Source organism: Pseudomonas sp. SAR267 (genome assembly GCF_052077595.1).
GTDB classification, from domain to species: Bacteria; Pseudomonadota; Gammaproteobacteria; order Pseudomonadales; family Pseudomonadaceae; genus Aquipseudomonas; species Aquipseudomonas vlassakiae.
The window spans coordinates 5,229,691-5,251,717 of record NZ_JBQIHU010000001.1; the positions used below are offsets into that span (position 1 = coordinate 5,229,691).

At 51.9% G+C, this 22,027-nt stretch carries 20 protein-coding genes and 5 pseudogenes; 13 read left to right on the forward strand and 12 right to left on the reverse strand.

From position 1 onward, the window contains the following. Positions 1-43: 43 nt before the first annotated feature. A complete protein-coding gene (locus tag ACTORR_RS24655) occupies positions 44-535 on the forward strand; it encodes a hypothetical protein (RefSeq protein WP_441343985.1) in 492 nt (163 codons plus the stop codon). Here the strand turns inward: ACTORR_RS24655 and ACTORR_RS24660 are convergent. After that, positions 532-1,684 (reverse strand): annotated as a pseudogene (locus ACTORR_RS24660) (IS3 family transposase). The gene ACTORR_RS24655 and the pseudogene ACTORR_RS24660 overlap by 4 nt on opposite strands. 457 nt (positions 1,685-2,141) lie before the next feature. Between ACTORR_RS24660 and ACTORR_RS24665 the strand changes: the two are divergent. Further along, positions 2,142-2,912: pseudogene (locus ACTORR_RS24665) on the forward strand (MCP four helix bundle domain-containing protein); the annotation flags it as partial. Positions 2,913-2,978: 66 nt separating this feature from the next. After that, a complete protein-coding gene (locus tag ACTORR_RS24670; RefSeq protein ID WP_397427823.1) occupies positions 2,979-3,767 on the forward strand; it encodes a methyl-accepting chemotaxis protein in 789 nt (262 codons plus the stop codon). 202 nt (positions 3,768-3,969) lie between these two features. Here the strand turns inward: ACTORR_RS24670 and ACTORR_RS24675 are convergent, their stop codons facing one another. Beyond that, positions 3,970-4,308: a response regulator gene (locus tag ACTORR_RS24675; RefSeq protein WP_441343986.1), complete on the reverse strand. Its 339-nt coding sequence runs from the start codon at positions 4,306-4,308 to the stop codon at positions 3,970-3,972. Between the two features lie 319 nt (positions 4,309-4,627). On the opposite strand from ACTORR_RS24675, the pseudogene ACTORR_RS24680 reads away from it, so the two are divergent. The 3 pseudogenes from ACTORR_RS24680 to ACTORR_RS24690 form a co-directional block, all read left to right on the forward strand. Continuing rightward, positions 4,628-5,068 (forward strand): annotated as a pseudogene (locus ACTORR_RS24680) (LLM class flavin-dependent oxidoreductase); the annotation flags it as partial. A 794-nt stretch (positions 5,069-5,862) separates the two neighbouring features. Further along, positions 5,863-6,654: pseudogene (locus ACTORR_RS24685) on the forward strand (PAS domain-containing protein); the annotation flags it as partial. A 99-nt stretch (positions 6,655-6,753) separates the two neighbouring features. Next, positions 6,754-7,191, forward strand: a pseudogene (locus ACTORR_RS24690) (methyl-accepting chemotaxis protein); the annotation flags it as partial. 222 nt (positions 7,192-7,413) lie between these two features. Here the strand turns inward: ACTORR_RS24690 and ACTORR_RS24695 are convergent. Then, complete coding sequence (locus tag ACTORR_RS24695) at positions 7,414-9,474, reverse strand: TonB-dependent receptor (protein WP_441343987.1); 2,061 nt, start codon at positions 9,472-9,474, stop codon at positions 7,414-7,416. A gap of 75 nt (positions 9,475-9,549) precedes the next feature. Then, positions 9,550-9,954, reverse strand: a complete 405-nt coding sequence (locus ACTORR_RS24700; protein WP_441343988.1) for a DUF2946 family protein — start codon at positions 9,952-9,954, stop codon at positions 9,550-9,552. Between the two features lie 407 nt (positions 9,955-10,361). Here ACTORR_RS24700 and ACTORR_RS24705 point away from each other — a divergent pair, with 407 nt between their 5' ends. The 3 genes from ACTORR_RS24705 to ACTORR_RS24715 are packed head-to-tail and all read left to right on the forward strand — an operon-like array spanning position 10,362 to position 11,814. Continuing rightward, positions 10,362-10,775, forward strand: coding sequence for a thiol-disulfide oxidoreductase DCC family protein (locus ACTORR_RS24705; protein WP_441343989.1), 414 nt, complete (start codon positions 10,362-10,364; stop codon positions 10,773-10,775). After that, positions 10,760-11,320 carry a GTP cyclohydrolase I FolE gene (gene folE, locus ACTORR_RS24710; protein WP_108190538.1) on the forward strand — a complete coding sequence of 187 codons (561 nt, stop codon included), beginning with the start codon at positions 10,760-10,762 and terminating at the stop codon, positions 11,318-11,320. Before ACTORR_RS24705 ends, folE begins: the two co-directional genes overlap by 16 nt. A gap of 35 nt (positions 11,321-11,355) precedes the next feature. Beyond that, on the forward strand, positions 11,356-11,814 hold the full coding sequence (locus ACTORR_RS24715; protein ID WP_441343990.1) for a DUF3429 domain-containing protein: 459 nt from the start codon (positions 11,356-11,358) through the stop codon (positions 11,812-11,814). 49 nt (positions 11,815-11,863) lie between these two features. On the opposite strand, the gene gvpC is transcribed toward ACTORR_RS24715, so the two are convergent. Beyond that, the gene (gvpC, locus tag ACTORR_RS24720; protein ID WP_441344133.1) at positions 11,864-12,007 is read right to left on the reverse strand and encodes a gas vesicle protein GvpC; all 144 of its coding nucleotides are present in this window, start codon (positions 12,005-12,007) and stop codon (positions 11,864-11,866) included. A gap of 161 nt (positions 12,008-12,168) precedes the next feature. On the opposite strand from gvpC, the gene ACTORR_RS24725 reads away from it, so the two are divergent. Continuing rightward, complete coding sequence (locus tag ACTORR_RS24725; protein ID WP_441343991.1) at positions 12,169-13,149, forward strand: TerC family protein; 981 nt, start codon at positions 12,169-12,171, stop codon at positions 13,147-13,149. Between the two features lie 190 nt (positions 13,150-13,339). On the opposite strand, the gene ACTORR_RS24730 is transcribed toward ACTORR_RS24725, so the two are convergent. Together ACTORR_RS24730 and ACTORR_RS24735 are read right to left on the reverse strand one after the other, a co-directional pair. Beyond that, positions 13,340-13,642, reverse strand: a complete 303-nt coding sequence (locus ACTORR_RS24730) for a putative quinol monooxygenase (protein ID WP_441343992.1) — start codon at positions 13,640-13,642, stop codon at positions 13,340-13,342. A 29-nt stretch (positions 13,643-13,671) separates the two neighbouring features. Then, positions 13,672-14,664 (reverse strand): zinc-binding dehydrogenase, encoded by a 993-nt coding sequence (locus tag ACTORR_RS24735; RefSeq protein ID WP_441343993.1) that lies wholly within the window; start codon positions 14,662-14,664, stop codon positions 13,672-13,674. A gap of 101 nt (positions 14,665-14,765) precedes the next feature. Between ACTORR_RS24735 and ACTORR_RS24740 the strand changes: the two genes are divergently transcribed. Next, positions 14,766-15,668 carry a LysR family transcriptional regulator gene (locus ACTORR_RS24740; protein WP_441343994.1) on the forward strand — a complete coding sequence of 301 codons (903 nt, stop codon included), beginning with the start codon at positions 14,766-14,768 and terminating at the stop codon, positions 15,666-15,668. A gap of 233 nt (positions 15,669-15,901) precedes the next feature. Here ACTORR_RS24740 and ACTORR_RS24745 read toward each other — a convergent pair whose 3' ends face one another. The 4 genes from ACTORR_RS24745 to ACTORR_RS24760 all read right to left on the reverse strand — a co-directional run bounded on the left by ACTORR_RS24745 (position 15,902) and on the right by ACTORR_RS24760 (position 19,248). Beyond that, positions 15,902-17,077, reverse strand: a complete 1,176-nt coding sequence (locus tag ACTORR_RS24745; RefSeq protein WP_441343995.1) for an L-dopachrome tautomerase-related protein — start codon at positions 17,075-17,077, stop codon at positions 15,902-15,904. A gap of 169 nt (positions 17,078-17,246) precedes the next feature. Then, positions 17,247-17,549: a putative quinol monooxygenase gene (locus tag ACTORR_RS24750; RefSeq protein WP_441343996.1), complete on the reverse strand. Its 303-nt coding sequence runs from the start codon at positions 17,547-17,549 to the stop codon at positions 17,247-17,249. A 130-nt stretch (positions 17,550-17,679) separates the two neighbouring features. Further along, complete coding sequence (locus ACTORR_RS24755) at positions 17,680-18,375, reverse strand: type 1 glutamine amidotransferase domain-containing protein (protein WP_441343997.1); 696 nt, start codon at positions 18,373-18,375, stop codon at positions 17,680-17,682. A 33-nt stretch (positions 18,376-18,408) separates the two neighbouring features. Next, complete coding sequence (locus ACTORR_RS24760; protein ID WP_306381856.1) at positions 18,409-19,248, reverse strand: type 1 glutamine amidotransferase domain-containing protein; 840 nt, start codon at positions 19,246-19,248, stop codon at positions 18,409-18,411. Positions 19,249-19,387: 139 nt separating this feature from the next. On the opposite strand from ACTORR_RS24760, the gene ACTORR_RS24765 reads away from it, so the two are divergent. Continuing rightward, a complete protein-coding gene (locus ACTORR_RS24765) occupies positions 19,388-20,302 on the forward strand; it encodes a LysR substrate-binding domain-containing protein (RefSeq protein WP_441343998.1) in 915 nt (304 codons plus the stop codon). A gap of 32 nt (positions 20,303-20,334) precedes the next feature. Here ACTORR_RS24765 and ACTORR_RS24770 read toward each other — a convergent pair whose 3' ends face one another. Then, positions 20,335-21,246: a LysR family transcriptional regulator gene (locus ACTORR_RS24770; RefSeq protein ID WP_441343999.1), complete on the reverse strand. Its 912-nt coding sequence runs from the start codon at positions 21,244-21,246 to the stop codon at positions 20,335-20,337. Between the two features lie 87 nt (positions 21,247-21,333). Here ACTORR_RS24770 and ACTORR_RS24775 point away from each other — a divergent pair, with 87 nt between their 5' ends. Then, positions 21,334-21,843, forward strand: coding sequence for an SRPBCC domain-containing protein (locus ACTORR_RS24775; protein ID WP_441344000.1), 510 nt, complete (start codon positions 21,334-21,336; stop codon positions 21,841-21,843). The last annotated feature ends 184 nt before the right edge of the window (positions 21,844-22,027 follow it).

A 22,027-nucleotide genomic window follows, 5' to 3' on the forward strand; every position in this document is an offset into this window, starting at 1 on the left:
CATGCGGAAATCAACGGTTTAGACGCTGGGAAGGAGTGTGGGCGTGGCATTGAAGATCATTTTTACTAAGGATGCGCTTAGAGACCTGGTTTGCCCGGAGGGTAAGTCTGAGATTTATGTCTATGACACTCATACAAAAGGCCTGGCTGTACGCGTCACTAAAGCCGGCGGAAAAACCTTTTATGTCATCCGAAAGGTCAACGGCAAAGATCAGCGGCGCAAGATTGACGTCTTCGACTACAAGTCTACGAAGCTACCAGTTATCAGGGAGGTTGCCGAAAAGACCTACGCTAACCTCGATGTGATTTTGGTTGAGGAGCATAAAAAGAGCCTGAGGGAAAGCATTACTGTTAATGAAGCGTTTGAATCGATGATTGCTAATAAAACTAAACTTGCTAAAAGCACTATTGGCGATTATACGAAAACCTACGATAATTACATCAGACCTATGTATGGTGATCTAGCGTTGATCGCTGTGACGAATGACATTGTGCTTGAACTACATGCTAAAACTGAATCGCCCCAGGTTTCCTAGACACTCTCCAAGCTCAGAAAATAGCGTTTCTCATACTCTACTGGCGACAGCTGCATAGCACTGCTGTGTCGACGTTTTGGGTTATAGAACATCTCGATGTAATCGAAAATATCACTTCGGGCTTCGTCACGCGTTGCGTAGATCTTTCGCCGGATTCGCTCCCGCTTCAAAAGCTGGAAAAAGCTCTCGGCTACGGCGTTGTCATGGCAGTTTCCTCGCCGACTCATGCTGCTAATCACACGTTGTTAGCCTTCAAGAAGCTTTGCCAATCTGAGCTACTGAATTGACTGCCCTGATCTGAATGAATCATCACTTGCTGCTGTGGCTTGCGGCGCCACACGGCCATCAACATCGCGTCGGTCGCCAGGTCGCTGCACATCCTGGGCTTCATTGACCAGCCAATCACTTGGCGGGAAAACAGATCCAGCACTACTGCCAGGTACAGCCATCCTTCATAGGTGCGGATGTAAGTGATGTCTGTCACCCAGACCTTGTTCGGCTCACTGACCTTGAACTGCCGCGCAAGGTGGTTAGGCGAGGCGACGGTTGGCTTTCCGCCATAAAACCCTGGGCGCCGTCGATAACCCGTTTATGAACGCAGCCCCTCTGCCTGCATCAAACGTCTGACTCGATTTCGCCCACAGATCTCTCCCAGCTCTCGCAGATCATCGTGAATCTTGCGATAGCCATACACACCTCCGCTTTCTAACCAGGCATGCTTGATCAAGCCAAGCAGGCGTTGATCTTCTTTTGCTCGGGCAGATTGAGGCTCGGCCAACCAAGCGTAGTAGCCGCTGGGGTGCACCTTGAGGGTTTGGCAAAGGCGCCGCACCGGGTAATCCGTCGAGTGCTTCTTGATGAAGGCGTACTTCAGCCGCACTCCTTGGCAAAGTACGCGGCGGCCTTCTTTAAGATGTCTCGCTCTTCTGTCACGCGCTTGAGTTCAGCACGCAGCTTGCGCAGTTCGGCTTGCTGGTCATCATCTTGCTGACGCTGATCTTGGGGTTTGCCGTAGAGCTTGATCCAGGCGTAGAGACTGTGAACGGACATGCCCAGACGCTGGGCAACATCGGCGACAGGCTTGCCTTTCTCGGTCACTTGTTTGACCGCTTCGATCTTGAATTCTTCAGGGTAACGCTGACGACTCATGGCACCTCCTATTTGGGCCTCATTATGAGGTTTGAAGGTGTCTACGAAACCAGAGGCGATTCAAACCTTTTGCCGTTTTGGATGTGAGTAGAGATTGCGTAAGGGCGTTAAGCTTATCTAGCTTGCGGGAAGCGTTTAAACACTAGGATCTACGGCTCACTCAACGGCACGCTCAATAGCTAGGCCATACCCAACCCCCGTGCTTTGACCCAGGCGTTAAGCGGCTATCGGTTCTCACTGGAAATCACTGCGTGACTACGGAGATTTCGAGACCACGACCCCAAATGACGTTATTTTGCCGGCGCCCGACCAGAAGATCATTCAGATGCGTGGATAGATAGTCTCAGCTACAAAGATGAGAAAGAGAACTATTCATCCTCAAGAATTTTTCCTTAAGCCTAAAGAGTTAAACGATTCAGCCGATAAGCATAAACTGGTGTGTAGGACAGAGGTTTATATGAAGTTTCGTGATATTAAAATAGGGCCGCGTGCGGCGCTTATTTTTGCAATTATTGTCGCTGTGGTTGTTATGATGGGGCTACTCTCTGCTAATAAGCTGGAGAGGCTTCGTCAAGCAGAGCAAGATGTTGAAACAAATTGGATGGCCAGCATTCGGCTAGCTGGGCTTATAAACTCAAGCGTTCTTAGGCTAAGGTTGGAAAGTCTTCGAGCAACTACTACGAATGATCCTGTAGTTCGTGATCAGACAGTGAAAACTTTTCCGGACTATCGGCGGGAATTCACAAGCCTCATAAGAAAATATGAGTCTGTGGTAGCGAGTCCTGAAGAGCAGTCACTGTACGATAAGGTCAGGGCGAGCGCTGATCGTTATGAAGGTTTCCTGAACCAGTTAGAGCCAATGCTCCTCTCTGGTGACAATACGGCTGCTTCTGCGTTGATTAGTTCGACTATCCGCCCCCTTACCAATAGTCTCGTTGATCAAATTTCTGATTTGATGGATTACAATGATCAAGGAGCAAAAGCAGCGGGGGTGTTAACAGGTGAAATCTATCATAGCGGATTAGTCACAATCTATGGTCTGCTTCTGGCCGTGGTGACGCTTACAATTATTTTGGGTTACATGCTGGTGCGAAGTGTAACTCAGCCTCTGGACGAAGCGCTTTCAATTGCTAAGGTTATCGCGAATAAGGATCTATCGCAGACTTTTAAGGTTTCAGGTCGAGACGAGGCAGCTGCGATGCTGGCTGCTATCTCTCAAATGCAAAACAACTTAAAAGACACATTGACCCATATTTCCGATAGCTCAACGCAACTTGCTTCGGCTGCTGAAGAAATGGCGGCGGTCACTGAAGAAAGTAGTCGAGGGTTGGTCAAGCAAAACGATGAAGTCAACCAAGCTGCCACCGCTGTCAATGAGATGAGTGCCGCAGTTGATGAAGTGGCCGTCAATGCTGCGGAAGCCGCTGATGCATCCGGGCGAGCTCAACAACTCACCAAATCTGGGCTCGAAAATGTTAAGAGAACTTTAGGAGCTATACAAGCGCTATCCTCCTATGTTGAGTCTACGGGTGAGCAGATCCAAACGCTTTCTTCGCGAGCTCAAGACATCAGTAAAGTCATCGAAGTGATTAGAGCCATCGCTGAACAAACCAACTTACTGGCGTTGAATGCCGCAATTGAGGCCGCAAGGGCTGGGGAGCAAGGTAGAGGCTTTGCAGTAGTTGCAGATGAGGTTAGGGCTCTGGCCCATCGTACTCAACAATCCACTCAAGAAATTGAGCAAATGATTGGCTCTATCCAGGACGATTCGCTTCAGGCTGTTAAGGCTATGGTCGAAAGTCAGAAAATGGCTGATGAATCTACCTCTGTAGCACAGCTGGCTAGTGAGTCGCTAGAGGAAATATCCCAGTCAATCACTATGATCAACGAACGTAATATTTTGATTGCGACTGCTTCAGAAGAGCAGGCGCAGGTGGCACGAGAGATTGATCGAAACCTCACAAGTATTCGTGATTTGTCTACTCAAAGCGCAGCGGGTGCGAGCCAGACGGCGAGTGCTAGCGGGGAAGTGTCCAACCTTGCTGTCGGCTTAAATCGTGTAGTCCAAGACTTCAGGCTTTAAGCTCTAGGTCTGTATTTGTTTTTGGATTTATTTTAGCAGGGATGCTTTTTCATGATTTTGCGAAGGGGGTAGGTGTAAGTATGGTTTGTGGTTCTGTTTTCTTGTGCGTTGTCATGCGTTGCTTTGGGGGATTTTCCAAGTTGTGCGATCTGTTTGGTGTGTCAAGGTGTACCGAAACTAATTCTTCTAAATTTGTTACCTGTCAGGGCTTTGGCAGAAATATAGCGAGATCAGGTAGAGACTTGATTTCAAACTCGTAGTATCCACTCATGACAATAATTTTGGCTTGAGGGTGTTCCTCGTTGGTAATCCAGGCAATGTCCACTCCGGTGAGCGAGCCGGGCGTCTGCACATCAGTGAGCACTAAGCGCCAACCTGGTTTTCTTAGCTGCTCACGGGCTTCATCGGCAGTGCTTACGGCTGTAACCGCAGCACCCCAATCTTCCATCAGTAGTGTCAGTAACTCCCGAAGCGTTGGTTCGTCCTCCACAATGAGGACGTTAGGGCGGTGTATCTCCTCTACTGGAAGAAAGTCTTTCATACTAGCACTCGAACATATAGCTACGGTTACAAAAATCTGAATCCACTTGCCGCTTCAACGTATCGTGGATAGCTCGTCACGCATACGACATGTGAACTGTACTAAAAATTCACTTGATCATCAGGGGGCAATACAGCACTGATCGGTGGAAGTGCTCGCTATTCTCCTGGATGATTGGCGTGGCTTCAAGAACTGCTGCGGGGTTATGGCAAAGCCTGGACTTCAGTTTTCCTGACTATATGATCAAGTTGGCGAGTTCAATTCCGATCGTATCTGGATAGTCGGTCGGCTATGGCTTTTATAGCGCGATAGCACAAGCTTATTCAGTTATGCAGGTGACACAGGCATCGACCCTAGCCGCTATGCGGATAGCGATGTGCCCTCAACTCACACTGAAGGCCTGACTTCCTACATGATGCGTCCTGATGGAAGCGGTAAGCCGCTGACGGCGGGTGATGTGAGGCAGCGCTTTGCCAACGTCACACGAGGTACTGATCTGATCTTGGTAGGTACGCCCGAACAAATTGCTGATCGACTCGAGGAGCATGCTCGCATCTCGGGCACCAGTGGCTACATGCTTAACCCGCTGACAAGCCCAGGCACGCTTGAGGATTTCGCCGAGCTGGTCGTGCCAGCGCTCCAAAAACGAGGCCTCTATCGCACTCAGCCGCAAACCGGCACTTTTCGATCTCGGCTGAGGACTGACGGCTCTAGTCGGCTACCGCCATCCGCCTATGGGGCTTCTTTTCGGGATCGTTGATATGAAAATCCTATGATCGGATAGCCAAGCCTCGGATGGTCACTACCGGTGTGGCCTACTGAGGAGGCGTTCGACTCGGGGCTAGGGGAATCTATGACACAGGCTCTGTCATCGTGTGTTGCGATGGCCCACCGGACAGCGAATCAAGGAGTCTGAGCGGTTACTCGACCAGCCGCTTCTGGGTAAAAGTCTCCTGGATAGCTCGGTATCCGTCCTGAGATAGCCTTCGCCGGCTGCTTTCACGGCAGGGAGCGTAAGATGTGCGATGAGATCAGAACTACCCATTTGCTTTGATGTCATAATGATGCACAGGGACATTGGCACGTATCCTCGAGCCAGCCCTTCAGGACATCAGCCCAATGCTAAGCAACGACGATTTTCGGTACACCGCTCATAGGCATCTCCTCGAATTGGATGCTTCAAATTCCAGGCTCAGGCACCTAATTTCTCGGGGCGAAATCAACGGTGTCCTCTGGGACGATGCTGTCCAATGGCATCAACACACATATGAAACCTGGGCCATTTTCTTGAGCCAAGATACTCAGCCTTCGTTGCCTTCCTGATCTGCAATCGCAGCGAGATCTTCGATTTTCGGCGGTTCCACTTCACATCAGTCCTCCTCCCGGTGAGGGCAACTGCGCCTCTAGAGGCTCTCTGGTGTCAGAGCCAGAGTCCCTCCTTGTGCCTTGACTGGAAATCACAGAGCTGTCTGCGCACCACCCTCCCAACCCGATCAAAAACTGACTAGCCGCTCAAGAAAAGGTGGCCTGTGTCGATAATTGCTGATTCAGCACGTGTGGAGCCTAAAATTGTTCAACCGCAAACTCAAAAAAACGCTGCAGGAGCAGAGTGCGGAGCTACATCTGCTACGTCAGCAGGTCGAGCAAATGGACAGAGGGATGCTTTCCATAAGACTTGATGCTCAGTTCAGGATCTGTGCAGTCAATCGAATTTTCTTAGAAACCCTGGGGTACTCGAGCGACAGTCTGCATGGCCGTCCGCTTTCGGAGATCGTTCCGCCTTACGTCAAAAATCTCCCTTGCTTCCACGCCTTCAATCAAGCTGTGGCGCGATTCGAACCCGTCAATGACGAATATCGCTACCTCCGGGCTGACGGTACTCTTGCATGGTTGAAAATCTACTGGCTTCCTATTCGAAACCAAGACGGGAGCTTGGCTCATGTTCAGGGCTACGGCAGTGAGATCACTCGTACCGTTGAGGAGGCCAAGGAGAATCAGGCTCTGATTGAAGCGCTGGTTAGGTCAACCGCTGTCATTGAATTTAAATTGGATGGCACCGTGATCACGGCGAACAAACAGTTCCTCGATGCCATGGGCTACTCACTGGGCCAGATCGTAGGCAAACACCATCGCATGTTCTGTTCGGCGCAAGAAGCGGCATCCGATGAGTACGTAAATTTCTGGAAGACACTCAACCGTGGAGAGTACGTCGCGAATCGCTTCAAGCGAATCGACGGGCGTGGCAACGATATTTGGCTGGAGGCAACCTACAACCCTGTGCATGACACCGAGGGCAAGCTAGTTAAGGTCGTGAAATTTGCGAGTGTGGTTACCGACCAGGTAGCTAGAGAACAAGAGGTTAAAGATGCTGCCGGCGTTGCTTTTGATGTCTCGCAACGAACGGATTCAAGTGCCGAGCACGGCGCTGTCGTGGTAACGCGAACGGTAGGCACGATGAGAAGTATCGCTGAGCAAATGACGCTCGCAACCGACAGCATCGAGGCGCTCGGTAAGCAATCTGCGTTGATCAGCTCAATCGTTCAAACCATTGGCGGAATTGCGTCGCAGACTAACCTTCTTGCCTTGAATGCGGCGATTGAAGCGGCACGTGCCGGAGAGCAGGGACGGGGCTTCGCTGTGGTTGCCGATGAAGTCCGAAAGCTCGCAGGCCACACCAGCTCGGCGACCGAAGAGATTGTGAACGTTGTTCAGCAAAACCAGGAGCTCGCTGATAAGGCCGTCGCCCAGATGTTCAGCAGTCGTGCGAAAGCCGAGGAGGGCTTGGTACTCGCCAACGAGGCGGGCACGGTTATCCTCGAGATTCAAAATGGAGCAAAGCAAGTAGTGGAAGCTGTTGGGCGTTTTGCTAACGAGGTGAAATAGACCTGTACCTCTTACGGTACTGAATTGAGGTGCGCCATCACAGATGGACGGACTGCGAATGTCCATCTGTCATGGCCAGTGCCTGTAAAGTTTTTAGCACTTCACGTCGTTGCCGTGCTGCCTCCTTTGAGTGGATTCGACAGGAGGCCAGCGGAGCGTTTCCCCGCAGGGCTGACCGATCAAACAGAGTCTCCACTCGTACAGGCCGAAGGTTTTTGATTGTTAAAAATCGAGCGTCACCCCTGCATACAGGGCCCGGCCATCGCCTGGCGAGTGTAGCGAGTTTTTAGCGCCATCGGGGTCATACCAAGCGTACTCGTAGTAGCGATTGGTTAGATTTTTCAACTGAAGATCCACGCTCATCGACTCACTCAACTTATAGGTGGCCCCGATGTTCATGAGTACGTAACCACCATAAGTGCCTCTAGTGTTCTCTCGCTCTAGGTAGTAATTGGTTTGTCCGTTTGCCCACGCAGATAGTTGAAGCATCGGGGTAGCCTGGTAGCTGATACCTGTGTTCCACAGATGATGCGGCACATGGTCGATCTCCCTGCCTTTGCTCTGTGGTAACGCACTGCTGGGCTCAAGGATTTTGGAATACTGCCAGGAGTAGGACATCCACATTTCAGTGCGTTCGTCCGGGTGGAGGTTGACCTGCAGGTCATAGCCCCACCGTCGTGTTTCCCCCACATTATCGGAGTCGCCACTGGGGTCGTTCAGACGTCGGCTGACCTCACCCGATGCATCTTGTTGCCAGTAGGCAACGCGACCGTCCACCCAGCTGACTGGCGTAAACTTGATGCCGGTCTCCCAGCCTTCGTTGATTGATGGATCAAGGTCTTCGTTACGCGGCGGTACCTTGTAGGCAGCTGCACCTGTGCCTACTTGGAATGTTCGGCCCCAGTTCGCATAAAAACTCGCAAACCTCCAGGGTGAGTAGACGACACTGAGCTTCGGCTGTTTGATCAGGCCATAGTCGTTGATGTCGTAATCTTGGCCGGTGAGCTTGTTGGTGAAATCGCCGCTGATCTTGTCGACGCGGTAGGCCGGGACAATTTTCAGCGACTCAAAGGGCTCGATTTCGGCCTGCATATAGGCCCCAACGGTATTGAAGTCGAAATCCTGGTCGCGAGTCTGGTTCTGCCGCCCCCGGTTGATGGTGTTGTAGCGTTCGCTGCGATTTTCCTGTTTCTGCACATCGCTACCACCCTCTAGGGCGAAAGCGTGCAACCAGTCAACCTCGGGTCGCCAAGTCAAGGAGGTGATAGCGCCGTACTGGGTCTCGTAGGCGTCACGCTCTTGCTGGGAGCTGGTGCTCCAGTATTGCGTCCAGCGGCGGTCATCGAAGGTGTTCACATAGGTCTTGGCTGACCAGGACAGCGTGTCAGCCAGATCAGTGTCGAAGTGCAGGCTGACCTGATTCATACGCCGCGTACCCTTATCCGTGGCGTTATACGGGTTGCTCATGCGAGGGTGATGCCGGGCATTGTCTTCTGTCAGGTATCCAGCTTCATCTGCTTCGGCCTCGTAGTGTCTAGCGATCAATCCCAAGCGATAGCCGTTGTCATCAGGGGTGTAAAACCACTTCCCACCGAAGCTGTAGCGTTCGGTGTCAGCATGGTCTCGATAGCCATCTACCTGCTGTCGAGCGAAGAAGTAGTTCTGCGTCCAGTTGCTGGTCTCGATGCCCTTGGCCATTTGGACTTCTCGGGTATTGAAGCTGCCATAGCGCAGGCGTGCCTTGTTGTAGTTACCGCCTGTACGAGTATTGATGTTGACGTTGCCGGCGATGTTGTTCAGGCCGTAGCGCGGGTCGCTGGTGCCGCGCACCACTTCGATGCTGTCGATGTCCATGGGGAACACCGAATCGATGAAGGGCATGTTGCCGTCGTTGGTGTTGCTCGGGATGCCGTCAATCAGCAGCTTCACTGCGTTAACCTCACCCTCTCCATTGAATCCCCGAAACGAGATTTTTCCGGAGGTGGTGCCTTGGTTGAACTCGGTGAGCATCACGCCAGGTGCCCGGTTGAACAGCTCCCAGCTGTAGGTGACGGGCATCTTTTCAAGGATGTCGCCACCGAGAATGTCGACTGAACTGAGTACGCTGCTGGTGGCCAGGGGGCCAGTGCTAGATCCTGAAATGTTCACGGCACCCAGAGTCAGGGTAGAGCTTTCGGGCGGCAGGGTATCGGCAGTTGCAGTCGAAAGTGGACTGACGCTAAAGGCGCTGGTGATGGCGAGCACGGGCAATATAGCGCGTGCGGAATTGCAATACGCAGGCATGACGTATGTTCCTGGTAAAAGTCGAATACGACCGGACTCGCTCAAACGCGAGCACGTTCTGGATTGAGTGACTGCTTAAACCAGGGGGGAGGCGCGAGGATTTAGACTAGGCCGCTGATGGCGAGGTAGCGCAAGGAGCGGGGTATCGCCTAGAAGTAAAGTATCAGGCCAGAAGCGTGGAAACAGATGCTTGAAATAGTCGCCGGATACACCGGCCTGGCCGGCATGGCAGCAACAGCAGTCACCACTTTGTACCCTGCCCAGAGCATTATCAGCCAGATCTGTCTGGTCAACCTTAATCTGTGCCAGCAAGGATTTAGGCAAGCTTTCCAGGCCATGAATGCTGCAGAAGCTGCCTAGGATCAGAGACTCATCAACTGGAGCGTTACGCAAACTACGGTCGAGCGGCATCATCAGCAGGTTGAACAACACTGCAAAGCAGGCGAGCAACAGCAGGTGGTTACGGAAGCGCGAGACCATGATCCTTTCCGCTTGGCGAGCGCCGGCATTAAGCCGGAATCAGCGCAACCTGTAAAACCTTTTCATAGGTGCTCGGCGATAAGCGTCACACGCCAAATGTGCTACTCCAGAGTTACTGCGAGCCGCCCAACTCAATCACCGTCGGGGCGTGCAGCCATTTGAGAAATTCACTGTGCTAATCGACGCCACAAAAGCGAGGCTCCTCGCGCCGTCAGCCGAGCAGCTACCTTTCGATCCCGGCTATGGCTTGACGTCTCTAGCCGCAGCCCGTCATCCGCCCGAAGCTACTGAACCCACCAGCCTTCAGTGAGTGGGCGCTTTACGAGGTGATCCCTCATCACGGCCATTGCTAATTTCGCGGGTTCCGCTAACTTATACAAAACCTGTACAAAATTGGGGTGTTGTACATGTATTGCCAGTGGCCTTTGACCCTTTACTTTGACGGTGCCTGCCCATTGTGCGCCAGGGAGGTGGCCTTCCTGCGCAGGCGTTCAACTGCAGCAAAGCTCATCCTGATCGATATCGATGGCGATGACTTCGATCCCATACCTCTTGGCCTGTCGATTGAGCAAATGAGATCGTGCTTGCACGCAAGGTTCGCGAACGATCATTGGGTAACAGGCTTGGACGCTACCCTTTGGAGCTGGCGTACTGCCGGTGTTGGGATGTGGGCCGCTCCACTGGCTTGGCGTCCGCTACGTCCTTTGCTTTCAGTTTTGTACAGGTTTTTCTGTCGTTTGAGACCAAATTTGGCCTGGTTACCCCATCCCGAGGGTAGGCAACGTTGCAAAGGTGAGGAATCCAAATGTCACATTCGCTAGCCGAGCATTATCGTGAAATCCTTGTTGGCGTTGGTGAAAACCCTCAGCGAGAAGGGCTCTTGGACACACCCCAGCGTGCTGCCAAAGCGATGCAATATCTATGCAATGGCTATACCCAGAGCCTAGCTGAGATAGTCAATGGCGCTTTGTTCGAAAGTCAGAATGATGAGATGGTGGTCGTTCGCGATATTGAGTTGTACTCATTGTGCGAGCATCACATGTTGCCTTTTATTGGGAAGGCGCATGTCGCCTATCTGCCAACAGGACGAGTATTAGGGCTTTCCAAAGTGGCGCGTCTAGTTGATATGTTTGCCCGCCGTTTGCAGATTCAAGAGAATTTGACTAGACAGATTGCATGTGCCATGCAGGAAGTGACTGATGCGGCAGGTGTTGGCGTCGTTATCGAGGCCAAGCACATGTGCATGATGATGCGAGGTGTAGAAAAGCAGAACTCAGTAATGATTTCATCGGTAATGCTAGGTGAGTTCCGAGACTCCCCGACTACCCGGCACGAATTCCTCAACCTCATTGGGCGAAATACTTGAAATATGACCTCTAGCCGCATAGGAAGGACGTGCCCATGAGTGCAGTTTTCAATACGTTATCTCCAAGTCGTTTTAAAGTCCTTGGCTATAGTGGCTTGCTGCCGTTCGTTGGCGCGGCACTGCTGATTTGTTTAGCGACTGATTACCGAGATTCACTATCTGTTGCTTTGGTGGGCTATGGGGCTGTGATACTGAGTTTTGTCGGGGCCTTGCATTGGGGGTTCGCTATGACGTTACAGGAGTTGTCTGCAAATGGACGACAGGAGAGGCTAGTGTGGAGTGTTATTCCAGCCCTCATCGGTTGGGTTAGCATGTTGTTACCTGTGTCATGGGGCAGCTTGGTATTAGCCTGCGGCTTCATTGGACATCTGTGGCAAGATCGCAAATTGGGCAATATTTTGCCTGGGTGGTACTGGCCTATGCGAGTACGTTTAACCATAGTCGCAAGTGTGTGTTTGCTAATTGGTGCGCTTGTACTGTCTTTTTTTGATTGAGCTCATTATCCCGATGGCAGCTGCTGGGCAACCCTTGAGGCGGTACCACCTAGACTAGGTCAGCCCTGTGCGTGACGGCTTTTAGGGCTTTCGCTTGCCAGAGGCGCTTGCTAACTAATCGGTCTAGCTCTTGGCGGGTTTGCAGCCCATCAATGAGTGTCCTTTGATGTGTAATTCGGCAGCTCGGGATGATCCAATGCCGAGTATGCTGGAGAAATAATTAGTAAAATTTTTCCTCTTGCAAGCTTGTTTGATTGGATAAAATCTTAATGTGTGACGCCGGGCCCCTCTGACGGTTAGTAGCCGCCATGTCGGAGTCATAGTTGTTAAACTACGACTATATAGGAGGGGCTCATGTCTGCCCTAAATGCGTATCTCTCTCAAGATGTCCTTGGCACCGATCTGTGGCTTTGGCTTTCCTTTTTCGCTGTCGTGTTAACGCTTTTGGCGCTTGACTTAGGGGTTCTCCATCGAGGGAATCGAGAGATTGGCGTCAAGGAGAGCCTACTGCTATCAGCTGGCTACATCAGCATGGGCCTACTGTTCGCTGTTTGGGTTTACTTCCAGAAAGGCAGCGACGCCAGTATGGACTATGTGACTGGTTTCCTGATTGAGAAGTCCCTGTCGATGGATAACGTATTCGTTATCGCATTAATATTTAGCTTCCTGGCCATCCCTAGAGAGTTTCAGCATAGAGTGCTGTTCTGGGGGATTATGGGAGTCATAGTCTTGAGGGCCATTATGATAGGCCTGGGAGCCGCGCTCATTACACAGTTCAGTTGGATACTTTATTTCTTCGGTGCGTTCTTGGTTTTCACTGGAGTAAAGATGCTATTCGCCCGTGTCGATCATGCGCCTGACCTCGAGAATAACCGCTTCGTTAAGTATCTGCGCAGTCATTTGCCCATAAGCAAAGAATTACATGGGCAGAGTTTCTTGGTGCGCCTGCCCGATGCGTCAGGTAAAAAGGTATTATGGGTAACGCCGCTGTTTCTTGCTTTGATTCTTATAGAGTGTGCTGACTTGGTGTTCGCTGTTGATAGCGTTCCTGCAATCTTTGCTATCACGCAGGATCCCTTTATTGTCTACACCTCAAACATTTTTGCCATACTCGGTTTGCGGGCGCTGTATTTTGCGCTGGCTGCAATGATAAGTCGCTTTGCTTATCTTAAGTATGCATTGGCTCTGGTGCTTGTTTTCATAGGTGCGAAGATCTTCCTTCATGATATTGTTGGTAAAGTGCCTGCTGAAATTTCTTTGAGCGTTACAATCGGACTTCTCATTGGAGGTGTATTGCTATCGCTTTGGAAGACTAGAGAGCCCGTCAAGCTTTAATCCGCTGCCTGGTCGCTCATGGCGTGCAGCGGGAACAAAGCACTTAGGGTTTTAGAACGCAGGGTACTGATCCCGTTCTGTTGCCGTGGCTTGGGGTGTCCTGTTTTGCATCGCTTGATTTTTGCTGGTAATCCCTTGCGGAGGATTTGGTGATGATCATCCGCAAGGGAGGATGCTCTAGATTTTTCTGCTAAATGACTTTCTCGAATTTATCGATGGTCGGTTGCTCGGCTAGCATACTTGCAGCTTTTAAGGAGAAATTTAGGTAGTGCGGCTGTAGCTTGTGCTCATCCAAAGATTTCTGACTTTTCCAGATCTCATAAATCATGAAATCGGTAGGAACATCCTCTGATCGATGTAGGGTGTACTGGATACATCCCTCTTCTTTTTGAGAGGCCTCGACCAAGCTGCGGAGCTCGGTGAGTAGGCCTTCCTCCAGACCTTCTTCCGCTTTCAATCTAGCGATAATCACAATGGGTGAATTGTTGGGCATATGATCTTTCTCCAAAGCGGGAAGCCGGTTTACCGAGTGATGACGACTTTACCTATAGCCTTTCCGGACTCCAGGCGTGCATGAGCTGCTTTTACACCTTCCGCTGTGAACGGATGTCGTTCGTCTACAAGGGGCTTGACTAAGCCGCGATCCACCAAACTGCTCAGCTTTGTAAGAATCTTGCCGTGATGACTACGGTCAAGATCATGGATGATTGAAACCGCCATGAAGACCAAGTCCAGCCGTAGTGCCTTGAAATGCATATCTGTGAGGTCGTAGGTGTCATAGCCGATGATGGATATTACGTGGCCCTTGAGCTTGGCAGCCTTCAGCGAGTTTGTGAGCACGGCGCCGCCGAGCGTATCGAACACGGTGTCAAAGCCAGAGCCGTTGGTAATACGGCTGGTGTATTCTTCTGGCGATTCTTCCCGGTAGAAAGCGACATCGTCGGCACCCAGGGAGCGGGCAATCTCTGCTTTCTGTACAGTCGAGACCGTAGTGGCCACACGGGCTCCCATGAGTTTTGCCAACTGAATGCCGATGTGGCCGACGCCACCCGTTCCGCCATGAACCAAGACTGCATCATCCGGCTGGATGTAGGCTCGATCAATCAAAGCTTCCCAGGCAGTGATTGCCACGAGCGGAAGACTCGCCGCATCAGCAAAATGCAATGAGGCGGGCTTGAGAGCGATCAATCTTGCGTCCGCTTCAACTTTCTCCGCCAAGGCGCCAGGAATACCCACGATTCCTCCGACGCATCCATAAACCTCATCACCTACCTTGAATTGGCTAACCCCTTCACCCACGGAGCTGATGATGCCGGCGACGTCCATGTGCAGGATGGCTGGAAAGGTGAGACCTGCGGTGCCTTCGCTCCCGCTGCGAATCTTGGTATCAACCGGGTTGACACTGGTGGCCATAACATCAATGACGACGTGGCCTGGGCGTGCTGAAGGGGGAGCTGTTTCGATTTCTTCAAATACATCCGACTGGCCGTGCTGGTTTATCACAATTGCTTGCATCGATTATCGCTCCGCTTGAAAACCCAAAATCTATCAGCAATGCAAATTCGCGAATATGCTATTCTTGTTGCTTCATTCGGTCTTAAAAGTTGTTAATTTTTATGCTCGACTCCCTTGATGAGCTTCGCTTGTTTCTTGCCGTTTATGAGGAGGGAACCATCCGTGCGGCGGCGCAGCGACTGGGTCTCACAGCGGCGGGCGGGAGCAAGAAATTGCTTGCCCTTGAGGATCGACTAGGGCGAAGGCTTTTTAACAGAACGACTCGGAAATTAAGTCCAACCGCTGATGCCGAAAAGCTCCAACGGTTTGCCAGGAAGATACTGGATGGCGTCATGGAGGCGGAGCGGACTTTTTCTGAAGCACAGGACGTCTCAGGATCTTTACGTATCACAGCTTCTGCCACATTCGCACAGGGCTACCTTGCTCGCGTGCTGAGCAGCTTTCTAGCTGCCTATCCGAAGGTTGTAGTAGATCTTCACCCTACCGACCAGGTCGTCGATGTTGTTGCCAAGGGCTTTGATTTGGCCATCCGTCATGGAGTGTTGGCGGATTCTTCCATGATTGCACAGCGTATAAGCGATTCGCGGCGAGTCATCTGCGCTGCTCCCGTGTATTGGGACAAGGTCGGGGTACCACGGTTGCCCAGAGATCTTACGAATTTGGAGGGTCTCATTGTGGGGAAAGAGGTTAATTGGTCACTGTCCAAAGGTGGTAGTCAGCAATCGATCAAGATTAAACGCCGATTCGAATCGAGCCAGGCGGAGGTCGTCAGGCAGATGGCGTTGGATGGCCATGGCATCGCGCTCTTGGCAGACTGGCATGTCAAACCCGATCTTGTATCAGGTAGGTTGGTCGAGGCGTTGCCCGATTGGAATGTGGAACCGAATGTAGGCGTCTATGCTGTGTACCCCTCTAGGGAGAATATGGCCCCACCTGTGCGAGCGTTCATCGAGCACTTCAAAGAATGGGCCACGATCCATCCGATCGAGGCCGAGGTAAAATGAATTTTGGGGGCACGAGAGTCAACAACCTCGCCCGGCAGTATCTTCGGATAACTACTACCTGGTAAAGCCTGCACATGATGCCGTGCTGCAGGAGCTTTACCGAAGCTTGTGCTATCAAATCCAGTGCCACTCCGCGCGCTGTCCCCCGTTGCTCTTAGAGGCCCTTACGGATCGTCCGAAGTGGTGAGTGCCGTACATGGCCTCACCGTCAACGAATCTCGAAAGTTGGAAGATTAGCGAGTGGGAGCCGGGCCATTCTTTGCAGGAGTACGATAAATAACATAAGGTTTTTGGCGTACGTCGACACCCTCATTGAAACCAGCTTGTCTATGTAACTGGTTTGCAGTGAAGTACAGGTAGCCGTCAGGGCCTATTGACAAAGTATCAGGCCAAAGCACGCGTGGATCTTGTACAACGGTGCTCCAGCGGCCATGGGAATCGAGACGATGGATAGCATTATGCTCATAGTCGCTTGCGTAAATGTTTCCGGCAGCGTCAGCTTCCAAGCCATCCGAGGCACCCTTGTCACCCAAGTCGATTACAGCAGCAGCTAGTCTCTCCTCGGAAACAGCAGGGTCACGTAGGAGCGCTGTAGGCACGCTATACAGACGACGGCTTGTAAGCGGGGAGTAATAGAGCGTAGTGCCATCTGGCGAAAGAGCGATACCGTCAGACGCGATAGTGAAAGGCTTAGTAGTACCGTCAGGATTTCGGAAAAGCATTTGTTTACCCTCAACAATTGCCACGAATTCTGCATCTGCCGAGGTCGAAATATGGCCGACCAATCGTTTTAGCGCCTTCCCGGTGGCAAGGTCGACAACGATAATTCCGCCTTTGCCGCTCGGTGATGAGTCCGTGACATATGCAACACCTTCTCGCCCAACGCGGAAATCGAGTCGTACATCGTTGACATATGTGCTAGCGTCGATGACATTCGACGGGAAGATTACAGTTTTCACCACCTTGTCGGTAGCCAGATCAATAGCAACTAGCTTGGCACCACCGCTAACTGGACGAGAGAACTCAGGAGCAGCTGTATCAAGTACCCAAAGACGCCCGCGCCCATCGGCAACGACACTTTGAACACTCAGGAATCGCTCGGAAGGGTGGGTATTGTCTTGGCGATTAATCTGAGCATTAGGATAAGGTACCGACTTGCCGTTTCGCCACTCAGCGACTGTGTACGGAACTTCGTCGCCCCAGCGCGGAAAATTAACGAAAACCCGACCAGTTTCGCTGACAGTGACCCCGGTCGGCATTGCGCCGTAGAAAGTCGCCACTGGCTCGATCACGCCTATAGATCGGGCTGCAGGTAATGACGAAGGCTCCCCGGCCTCAGCACTGAATGCCGGATGAGAGATCAGCGCAACAAGAGACAGTGCTACATACATTCTGGATGGCTTATACATAAAAATCCTTGACTGATAGGTACTACCATGCGATTAATAAATTAGGCTTTGATCACATCAAGAGCCGACAAGGTAGTGAAGAAGATTTATCCTTCAGGACAATATTGACAGACTAACCCTGGGGTAAGCAGTCAGAACAATGGTTTTGTGCATGTACCGGCTTCCGCTCTTACTTATTATGATTCGCGTTTAACGGATAGAGAACTTTCACCATGGTTGGCTCAAGGAGCCAGTCGGTAGTTTTTTCACGGTAGCCAAGATAGTGCTCCGTCAGCTTGTGAGCCTTAAAAGCAGCTTCGTCCCTGTAGCTTTCAATCAGATAGAAACCGCTATCTGTATCGGAAACGAAGAGGTCGTAACTAATATTTCCCGACTCGGTTCGTGTGGCTCTCACCAGTGCTTGCAGAGCTTTCTCTACATTAATTCGGTACTCTGGCTTAGGTTGTAAAGTGGCAAAAACATGAACGGTCATTACGGTATCCTTCAAAGCGGTTATGTCGACATGTGTGTCTGAGTCAAACTTGACATCACCGTTAAGCCGATAGGCATAGGCTGCCCACCTCAGTGAGTAGCAGCGCTTTAATGAGCTATACGTCTGACTATCAGGCCTTGATACCAAGCGCCTCTATCAGAATCTCGGCAACCTTCGCTGAGGACTGCGGGTTTTGGCCGGTAATCAACTGGCCATCACGAATGGCGAAGGGTTGCCAGTTATCGCCGCCTTCAAAAACACCGCCCAGTTCCCGCAATCGAGTCTCCAGCATAAAGGGCACCACGCCTGCCAGGCCAACCTCAACCTCTTCGGCATCGGTGAATGAATTGACGCGCTTGCCATGTACCATCGGCAGCCCATCGCTTCGAACCGCAGAAACCAGACCGGCAGCGCCGTGGCATACCGATGCAATGAGCCGGCCATTGTCAAAAGCTGACTCCACCGCGACCTTCACACTTTGATCGGTAGGCAGATCCCACATCGTGCCGTGGCCACCCGGGAAGAAAACGGCGTCGAAATCTTCGCTTCTTAGCTCGCTGACAGGGAATGTCCTTTCGATCTGAGCCAGCAACGAGTCATCAGCCAACATACGTTCAACATCGGGATCGTTCGCCCCTTTAGCTTTAACACTGCCGGCATCGATCGGCGCTTTACCACCGGCAGTTGAGGCAATTACTACCGACGCACCTGCATCGACTAGCGCGTAGTAGGGCACGGCGAGTTCTTCAGCCCAAAGGCCAGTGGGCTTGTCAGTGTTACCCATACGGCTGCTGGAAGTCACGATCATCAGAATTTTAGGAGCCATGAAGTTTTCCTTTGTTCGGCTATTAATTAGGGGTCAATGTTGGTTCAGTGATTTGATAAACTCGGTTGCTAGAGCATGGTCGGAGAAGGGGTTCTGGCCAGTGATCAACTCACGATCCACTACAACCTTGGGCTGCCATGCATCAGCAAACTGCATCTGGCCACCTGCCTGCGCCATCGCTTTTGCCGGGTAGTAGCGCAGTTTTTCGCCTTTCAGCGAGTCTTCAAAAACCTTCTCTTCGGCATCTGAAAAGATCGTCATGCGGTAGCCGCTGTAGGCCCAGTTCCGGGCCTGATCCAGCCGGCTATTGACCAGAGCCTGCTCATAGCTGCCTGGATCATCCTGAGCAGCCAGAAGCGCGATCGGGCCATGGCAGATTGCGGCAGTCGGCTTGCCTTGCGCATGAAAATGCTGCAGCAGCTGTCCGACCTTTGGATTGTTCGAGAGATCAATAAGCGGCGCGTGCCCGCCCGGGATGAAAACGCCGTCATAGCGGCCTAGGCCAGATTTCATTACTTCAGCCAGAGACCTGACGTGATCGGGCGCGGTTAGACTCTCAACGACACCCTGTATACGGCGCATTTCGCCAGCCTTGCCGGCGAAGTAAACCGGATCAATAGAACGCGGATCTGCCTTGGGCTGGTTTCCTTTCGGAGTGGCTACCGTTAACTGGTAACCGGCACGTAACAGAGCATCAGCGGGAACGCCGAATTCATTGAGGTAGTAACCCGTCGGCAAAGTCTTGCCGTCCTGAAGGGGCAATTCGGTTTCACTGGAGAGCAGCACCAGTACCTCGCCTTTGGGCGCAGCATGAGAAGTAGCAGAAATAGCAAATGCCAGTCCGAGTAATAGTGATTTGCACAGTGATTTCATGACGATCTGTCCGTTCCTGTGGGTAAAAGATAGTTTTTGCTGAAGGCCAAAATGATCGCTTATGTGAGCCAACTGTATTGATAGAGCTGATGCAGATAAACTGGCTAGAAAGCAATTCATTAATTACACTGGTGAACAAATGAGGGCCTTTGACCCCGTCCAACTGGGCAGCATCGAGCTGTTCTGCAAAGCAGCGGAACTCGGCAGTTTCACCGCCGCCGCCGAAGTGTTGGGGCTGACGCCAGCATCGGTCAGCCGCTCAATCAGCCGACTGGAGGCGAGATTAGGTGTCCGGCTTTTTGCGCGTACAACCCGACACATCCGTCTGACCACTGAGGGCGAGCTTTACCGGCAGCAGTGTCAGCAAGCGCTGGAGCAGATAGCGGAAGCGGAACGAATAATTACTGGAAACCAAAAAGTCCCCAGTGGAGTGCTACGCCTTAGCGTCGGAACCCCCTATGCGCATTACCGGCTGCTTCCTCTGCTGCCTGAATTTCAAGCCATGTATCCCCAGGTCGAGATCGAGTTGAGTATCTCGAATCGCGTGGTGGACTTTGTCGATGAGGGATTTGATCTGGCCATCAGGTTGGGCATTCCGCAAGACTCCAGGCTAATTGCGCACATCCTTGAAGATGCCACTCTGGGGGTTTTTGCCGCCCCCTCCTACTTAAAAGCGCGCGGAACACCGTCGACGCTAGCCGATCTGAATGACCATGACTGTCTACAGTTCGTGCTTCCAAGCACTGGACGGGCTATGCCCTGGATTTTCAGGGACGTGGCCGGCAAAGATATCGACTTTACCTTCCGAAGCCAGAAGCGGGTTCATGACGACGTGCTTGGCTGTGTCAACTGGGCGATTGCAGGCGGGGGACTATTTCAGATTTATCATTTCATCGCCCAAGCAGCCGTCAACCGGGGCGAACTTGTTGAGGTTTTGCACAGTGCTGGCGGACGTACTCGCCGGTTCTCCATCCTTTATCCCCAGAACCGGCACCTGTCAGCTCGGGTGCGCGCATTTGTAGACTTCATCGTGCGAGCTGTACGCCACCCCTAGCTGGTGTGTCAAATACTGGATATCTAGCATAGTCATAGGGCTTCGCTACTGCATGCTTCAATCATGAATGACCGTATCCATCGTTGTCCTTCATCTCGCTCCGTTCTCCCATGCCAAATCATAGCTTTGGTAAACCCAGGAATATCGACTGGCGGCTCTCTCACGACAAGTGTTTCATCCGCTGGAGTCAGCCGCTCTGGTACTACAGCGATCAGATTACAGGTGCTGAGCAACTCAGGGAGTATGAGGAAGCTGGAGACTGAGATGCAGACTCTGCGTCGGCGATTAATTTTTGACAGCGCTTCATCAGTTACTCCGCTGAAAGAACCTCCCGCTGGCGAAACTAGCACATGGTCTAGCTCACAGAAGCGATCAAGTGACAGCGTGGCCGATTGGGCATCAGGATGGGTTGCACTCATCAGGCAAACGTAGCGTTCATCGAAAAGGCGCTGTGATAACGCTCCTGGCGGGATCATCTCTGGTGTGACTAGGGCTATGTCGATCTCGCCCTGCTCCAATTGAGTTGGCAAGCTGGCTAGGTCTACCGCACGAACTGCAACCCGGATGTTTGGAGCCTGCTCTCGGAGTGCGCTCAGGAAGGGCACTACGACCGCCCGAAGAGCGTAGTCAGTCGCAGCGACTGTCACGAACATTCCGCTGGTCGTGGGATTGAAGGCCTCTTGTTGCAGCAGAGCTTCCATGTCACTGATTAGCTGCTTGATCGGGGCGGCCAACTGCTGAGCCCGCAGCGTTGGCACTATGCCGCGTTGTGCCCTGATGAATAGAGGGTCGTCAAAACTATCCCTGAGGCGATTGAGCATGCCGCTTACCGCAGGTTGAGTTAATGACAAGCGATCAGCTGCCTTGGTGACACTACGTTCGTCCAAAAGCGCGTCCAGCGCCTTGAGCAAATTGAGGTCAAAATTTCTGATATCAGATTTCATGATGCCCGGGATAATAAATGACGATTGGCGTTATTTTAACTCGGCATCGATCATCCCTCCATCCACATTCCAAGAGGGAACCTAACCATGCATGAGATCATTTGGCCGGAAGGCTATCTACCTGGTTTCACTGATAATTTCGCTTCGAATGAAGTCATCGTTGCTGGGTTGAGAGCGGAGGACATCTGGCCGCTGTTGGCATGTCCTTCGTGCTGGCCGACCTATTACTCGAATTCTGCCAACATCCGCATCTACGATCATGCCGGCCCGGAGCTCATGAATGGTGTCCGGTTCTACTTTGAGACCTTCGGTTTTCCTGTCGAGGCGCAGTGCAACGAGTTCGACGCCCCATCCGAGGATCATCCTGGTCGTATTGCTTGGCATGGTTGGGCAGGGGAGGGCGAAGATAGGCTGGATGTCCACCACGCGTGGCTTATTGAAAACTTAGAGGGTGGCCGAGTTCGGATACTCACCCAAGAGACCCAGAACGGAAAGCCTGCACAGGAGCTTGCAAAGGCCCAGCCGAACCCTATGATCAACGGCCATCAGGATTGGTTAAATGGACTGGTCGATGCTGCAAAGGGCCTGAGCTTTTAACCGAATCTTGAAACTCAAATGCGGCAATTGGTTACATTCAGGTTTTGTTGCATCTGATCAATGACTCGCCTGGTTCTGGACGACAGAGGCCACTCTGATCAGTAGATGAGCCAGAGCGTGTCCACCACAGGGTTCCCACACTTCACAACCTGCAAACTATCTTGTTTGAGGAAGGCGCGCCTGG

What these genes read in the sequence shown, in the direction of transcription:
- ACTORR_RS24670 (WP_397427823.1), top strand. Translation starts at nt 2,979, where the DNA reads ATGGCGGCGGTCACTGAAGAAAGTAGTCGAGGGTTGGTCAAGCAAAAC.
- ACTORR_RS24675 (WP_441343986.1), bottom strand. Translation starts at nt 4,308, where the DNA reads ATGAAAGACTTTCTTCCAGTAGAGGAGATACACCGCCCTAACGTCCTC.
- ACTORR_RS24695 (WP_441343987.1), bottom strand. Translation starts at nt 9,474, where the DNA reads ATGCCTGCGTATTGCAATTCCGCACGCGCTATATTGCCCGTGCTCGCC.
- ACTORR_RS24700 (WP_441343988.1), bottom strand. Translation starts at nt 9,954, where the DNA reads ATGGTCTCGCGCTTCCGTAACCACCTGCTGTTGCTCGCCTGCTTTGCA.
- ACTORR_RS24705 (WP_441343989.1), top strand. Translation starts at nt 10,362, where the DNA reads ATGTATTGCCAGTGGCCTTTGACCCTTTACTTTGACGGTGCCTGCCCA.
- folE (WP_108190538.1), top strand. Translation starts at nt 10,760, where the DNA reads ATGTCACATTCGCTAGCCGAGCATTATCGTGAAATCCTTGTTGGCGTT.
- ACTORR_RS24715 (WP_441343990.1), top strand. Translation starts at nt 11,356, where the DNA reads ATGAGTGCAGTTTTCAATACGTTATCTCCAAGTCGTTTTAAAGTCCTT.
- ACTORR_RS24725 (WP_441343991.1), top strand. Translation starts at nt 12,169, where the DNA reads ATGTCTGCCCTAAATGCGTATCTCTCTCAAGATGTCCTTGGCACCGAT.
- ACTORR_RS24730 (WP_441343992.1), bottom strand. Translation starts at nt 13,642, where the DNA reads ATGCCCAACAATTCACCCATTGTGATTATCGCTAGATTGAAAGCGGAA.
- ACTORR_RS24735 (WP_441343993.1), bottom strand. Translation starts at nt 14,664, where the DNA reads ATGCAAGCAATTGTGATAAACCAGCACGGCCAGTCGGATGTATTTGAA.
- ACTORR_RS24740 (WP_441343994.1), top strand. Translation starts at nt 14,766, where the DNA reads ATGCTCGACTCCCTTGATGAGCTTCGCTTGTTTCTTGCCGTTTATGAG.
- ACTORR_RS24745 (WP_441343995.1), bottom strand. Translation starts at nt 17,077, where the DNA reads ATGTATAAGCCATCCAGAATGTATGTAGCACTGTCTCTTGTTGCGCTG.
- ACTORR_RS24750 (WP_441343996.1), bottom strand. Translation starts at nt 17,549, where the DNA reads ATGACCGTTCATGTTTTTGCCACTTTACAACCTAAGCCAGAGTACCGA.
- ACTORR_RS24755 (WP_441343997.1), bottom strand. Translation starts at nt 18,375, where the DNA reads ATGGCTCCTAAAATTCTGATGATCGTGACTTCCAGCAGCCGTATGGGT.
- ACTORR_RS24760 (WP_306381856.1), bottom strand. Translation starts at nt 19,248, where the DNA reads ATGAAATCACTGTGCAAATCACTATTACTCGGACTGGCATTTGCTATT.
- ACTORR_RS24765 (WP_441343998.1), top strand. Translation starts at nt 19,388, where the DNA reads ATGAGGGCCTTTGACCCCGTCCAACTGGGCAGCATCGAGCTGTTCTGC.
- ACTORR_RS24770 (WP_441343999.1), bottom strand. Translation starts at nt 21,246, where the DNA reads ATGAAATCTGATATCAGAAATTTTGACCTCAATTTGCTCAAGGCGCTG.
- ACTORR_RS24775 (WP_441344000.1), top strand. Translation starts at nt 21,334, where the DNA reads ATGCATGAGATCATTTGGCCGGAAGGCTATCTACCTGGTTTCACTGAT.